At 45.6% G+C, this 3,477-nt stretch carries 5 protein-coding genes; all 5 read left to right on the forward strand.

Annotated elements, in window-relative coordinates:
* Window positions 1-180, forward strand: a 180-nt coding sequence (locus AC1DUA_RS29315) for a SpoIIIAC/SpoIIIAD family protein (protein ID WP_477503107.1), incomplete at its 5' end; no start/stop codon positions are given.
* A gap of 24 nt (window positions 181-204) precedes the next feature.
* Window positions 205-1,404, forward strand: a complete 1,200-nt coding sequence (spoIIIAE, locus tag AC1DUA_RS29320; protein WP_477503108.1) for a stage III sporulation protein AE — start codon at window positions 205-207, stop codon at window positions 1,402-1,404.
* Window positions 1,405-1,417: 13 nt separating this feature from the next.
* Window positions 1,418-2,140 carry a stage III sporulation protein AF gene (gene spoIIIAF / locus AC1DUA_RS29325; RefSeq protein WP_477503109.1) on the forward strand — a complete coding sequence of 241 codons (723 nt, stop codon included), beginning with the start codon at window positions 1,418-1,420 and terminating at the stop codon, window positions 2,138-2,140.
* Between the two features lie 4 nt (window positions 2,141-2,144).
* Entirely contained in the window at window positions 2,145-2,783 is a 639-nt protein-coding gene (spoIIIAG, locus tag AC1DUA_RS29330) for a stage III sporulation protein AG (protein WP_477503110.1), read from the forward strand.
* 44 nt (window positions 2,784-2,827) lie between these two features.
* Window positions 2,828-3,477, forward strand: a 650-nt coding sequence (locus AC1DUA_RS29335; RefSeq protein WP_477503111.1) for a SpoIIIAH-like family protein, incomplete at its 3' end; no start/stop codon positions are given.

Raw genomic sequence — 3,477 nt, forward strand, 5'->3', positions numbered from 1 at the left:
ATCCTGAAAATCATCGGTGTTGCCTACATTGCTGAGTTTGGTGCACAAATCGTGCGAGATGCTGGACAAGAATCCATCGCCTCCAAGATCGAACTCTCTGGGAAAGTGCTCATTATGGTGATGGCGATCCCGATCATTACCGTCATCATTGAGACTGTCGTTAAGCTGCTCCCTGCTTAGATGATCCATTTAGGAGTGACTCAAATGAACCTACTTTATTCGCGCCAGAAGCTGAACAACCGCTGGATCATCTTATTCATCATGACAATGGCATTGTGGCTAGGAATGTCGAACTTCACGACCGCTGAATCGCCGACAGACGTCATCATCAAGGAGCAAGCTCAACATTTGAATACGGAGCCTGTCGAGCAATATTGGGATAAGCTCATGAAAGATTACGGGGGCTACTTTCCCGAAAGCAAGACGCCAACCTTCATGGAACTGCTCTTGGGCACCAAGGGCATCAGCATGAAAAGCATATTTAAAGGACTTTTACGCTACGTGTTCCATGAAATTATCATTAACGGCAAGCTGCTCGCTTCCATTGTGATTCTGACGATTTTCAGTATGATTCTCGAAACGCTGCAAAGCTCCTTTGAAAGAAATACGGTAAGTAGGCTTGGCTACTCCATTACGTATATGGTCCTGATTATTATCGCAATCAATTCCTTCAGCGTGGCAATCGGGTATGCCAAAACCGCAATTACATCGATGATTGAATTCATGATTGCAATCATGCCTTTGCTGCTAACCCTGCTAGCTTCTATGGGAAATGTGACCTCAGTAGCCATCTTGCATCCGCTCATCGTTTTCATGATTCACTCAGTCGGCACAGCGATTTATGTCTTTGTTTTTCCGTTATTGTTCTTTTCGGCCGTTCTGCACATCGTGAGCTCGTTAAGTGAGAAATACAAAGTCACCCAGCTGGCAAACCTGCTTCGTACAATCAGTCTTAGCATGCTAGGGGTCTTCGTCACTGTTTTCCTTGGCGTGATTTCGATACAAGGCACTGCCGGTGCGGTGCGAGATGGCGTAGCCATCCGGACAGCCAAATACATCACAGGGAACTTTGTTCCGGTGGTAGGGCGATTATTCTCCGATGCAACGGAGACGGTCATAGGTGCATCTTTGCTAGTAAAAAATGCGATTGGTCTTGTCGGAGTTGTCATTCTGATCATGCTGTGCGCGTTCCCGGCGATCAAGATTTTGACTTTAGCGTTTATCTACAACTTATCCGCTGCGGTTATGCAGCCCTTGGGAGACAGCCCGATCATTGGTTGCTTGCAGACGATTGGAAAAAGCTTGATTTACGTTTTCGCAGCTCTGGCTGCTGTCAGCTTAATGTTCTTTCTGGCTTTAACGATCATGATTACGATCAGTAACGTTTCGGTGATGATGCGGTGAAAGGAGATTCGCTATGGACTGGTTAGGCGGATGGCTGAAAACGGTCATTATGGTCATCATGCTGGCTACCTTCGTTGATCTTCTACTCCCCAGCAACACCATGCAGCGCTATGTGAAAACAGTCATGAGCTTATTCATCTTATTAACTCTTTTAACGCCCGTCTTGCAGCTGTTTCAGAAAGATTGGGATGTGGATCAATTGCTAACTCAAGCGGAAAAGCAGCAAAACGATAAGACGATGTTAGCAAGCGGAAGCGGAGGGAGTCCCTGGATGAAATCACTTGATGTGATCACGAAGGATGCTCAGAAGCTCCAAGCAGCGGGTCAAGAGCAATCGCAGCAGATGATCCAGACGCAGCTCGCCGGACTGATGAAAGAGGATATACAGAAACAGACAGACCTAACCGTCCAAGACGTTCAGGTAGTCGCGCAAATTGACAATAACGGGAAACCTGCTATCACGAAAGTCAGGGTCACCCTTGATGATATAGAAGTCAGAAGCAAGCCAAGTCCTGCTGCTGGGTCCAAAAGTATTGCTGTCATGGAACCGGTTAAGCCCATTGATCCAATAAGGATTAAAGCGAATGAGAAAGAAACAACGGCATCGGCCCAAGCTGCAATACCTTACGAGCAGGAGGTTGAACGACTGAAACAAGGCATTACGCGCAATTGGCTGGTTGAACCTGCACGCATTGATATCCAAGTTGAACAAGGGAATGGAAGGATTGCGAGGTGAATCGATGGGAACATTGCTGCAATGGATGGAGAACAAATTCGGCGGAGGTCCGGGAGGACCGAAACGTAAGAACACACTCTTATGGGTCATCATGATCGGACTCATGGGAGCGGCGCTGATGATTATGAATGCATTTATGACTGTAAAAGAGGTTGATCCCATCACTGCGGGCAGAGCCTCTCCGCCTCCCAGTAAAGAAACATTTCTCAATAATACATCCAAGGAAAACTCGGCCTTTCACGAATATGAACTGGCGTACCAGTCGCAGCTCAAAGAAATTTTACAGAAAATCGTTGGTGTTGGCGATGTTGAAGTACTGGTCACAATTGAGTCAACGGAGGAAATGACCGTCGACAAAAATTACAATGATAACCAGCAAATGACGACAGAACGCGACAATGGCGGGGCGACTCGGAATATATCCCAGGTCACGCGAAGCGGTGAAGTGGTTATCTATCAAGTGTCAGGCGACCAGAAGCCGCTTGTGCTCAAATATATCAAACCTAAGATCAGAGGGGTTATCGTTGTTGCGAAGGGTGCCGAGAATCTGACGGTGAAGAAGATGATTTCGGAAGCCGTCGAGCGGGGACTAGATGTCCCAGTGAATCGTATCTCCATTTTACCCCGGAAAACTGGGGAATGAATCAATAAATCCAATAGGTAATCAAAATTGAGGAGGAATATAAAATGAACGCAAAAAGACAAACAATTTGGCTCGTATCTATGCTCAGCTTGATGGTGGTGCTTTCCGCGTATTACTTGTTCACCGAGGATGTGAATAAACTCGATCTCGCATCTACGGAAACGTCGAAGCAGAGCCAAGAAGTGAAGATTGATATGGCGCAGGTTGACACGGCAAATGCAGCAAAAACAGACGTAAAAGCAACAACTGGCACAGATACAAAAGTCGACACGAAAGCTGTAACACCGCAAAATYCAACAAAAACAGACGTTAAAACTGACGCGAAAACGGATGTTAAAACAGATGTCAAAGCAGATGTCAAAAGCGATGCAAAAACAGACGTTAAAACCGATACAAAAGCTGATGTGAAAACGGACGATCAAGTGTTGAAGCAAATGGAGGAGCAAGCCAAAACAACATCAGCAAGCGACTTCTTCACAAATGAGCAAATGAAACAAAGTGAATATTTCGCCAAAACTTCCTCCGATTTAATGGAAATTATCATCGATACGAAAAAGACACCTGAAGCTGTGGCAAAAGCTACGAATGATTTATCCAAATTGACAGATGTTCAAGAAAAAGTTGAAAATCTGCAAGATGTGCTGATGAAAGACTTCCCACAAGCGATCGTCAATCAAGAAGGTAACAAGTGGAA

Source organism: Paenibacillus sp. 01T422 (genome assembly GCF_056398785.1).